This window comes from Vibrio sp. 1288 (genome assembly GCF_033344475.1).
This window is the reverse complement of sequence record NZ_JAWPOX010000930.1, coordinates 1-564: the sequence shown is the minus strand read 5'-3', so window position 1 is coordinate 564 and position 564 is coordinate 1. Positions and strand designations below refer to the sequence as shown.

The 564-nt window shown below is 46.1% G+C and carries 1 protein-coding gene; it reads left to right on the top strand.

Annotation, left to right across the window (positions count from 1 at the left end; genetic code table 11):
- The coding region (locus R8O11_RS30160) for a succinylglutamate desuccinylase (protein WP_318195254.1) at positions 1-564 on the top strand (564 nt) is incomplete at both ends.

The window sequence follows — 564 nt, the reverse complement described above, 5'->3', positions numbered from 1 at the left end:
AACGAAGAACATCATCATCTCTTGTGGTATTCACGGGGATGAAACCGCACCGATGGAGCTGGTGGATTCGATCATCAAAGACATCGAATCTGGATTCCAGAAAGTCGATGCACGTTGCTTATTCATTATTGCTCACCCTGAGTCAACTCTGGCGCATACACGATTCCTAGAAGAAAACCTCAATCGTCTATTCGATGAAAAAGAGCACGAACCAACGAAAGAACTGGCGATTGCTGATACGCTGAAATTGTTGGTGCGAGATTTCTATCAAGATACAGAACCAAAAACGCGTTGGCACCTAGATTTGCATTGTGCTATTCGTGGTTCGAAACATTACACGTTTGCGGTAAGCCCAAAAACGCGCCACCCAGTTCGCAGCAAAGCGTTGGTAGATTTTCTCGATAGTGCGCATATTGAAGCTGTGTTGTTATCCAATTCACCATCAAGTACGTTCAGTTGGTACAGTGCAGAGAATTACGGTGCACAAGCGCTAACGATGGAGCTTGGCCGCGTCGCCAGAATTGGTGAAAACGCTCTGGACAGATTAACGGCATTTGACTTGGC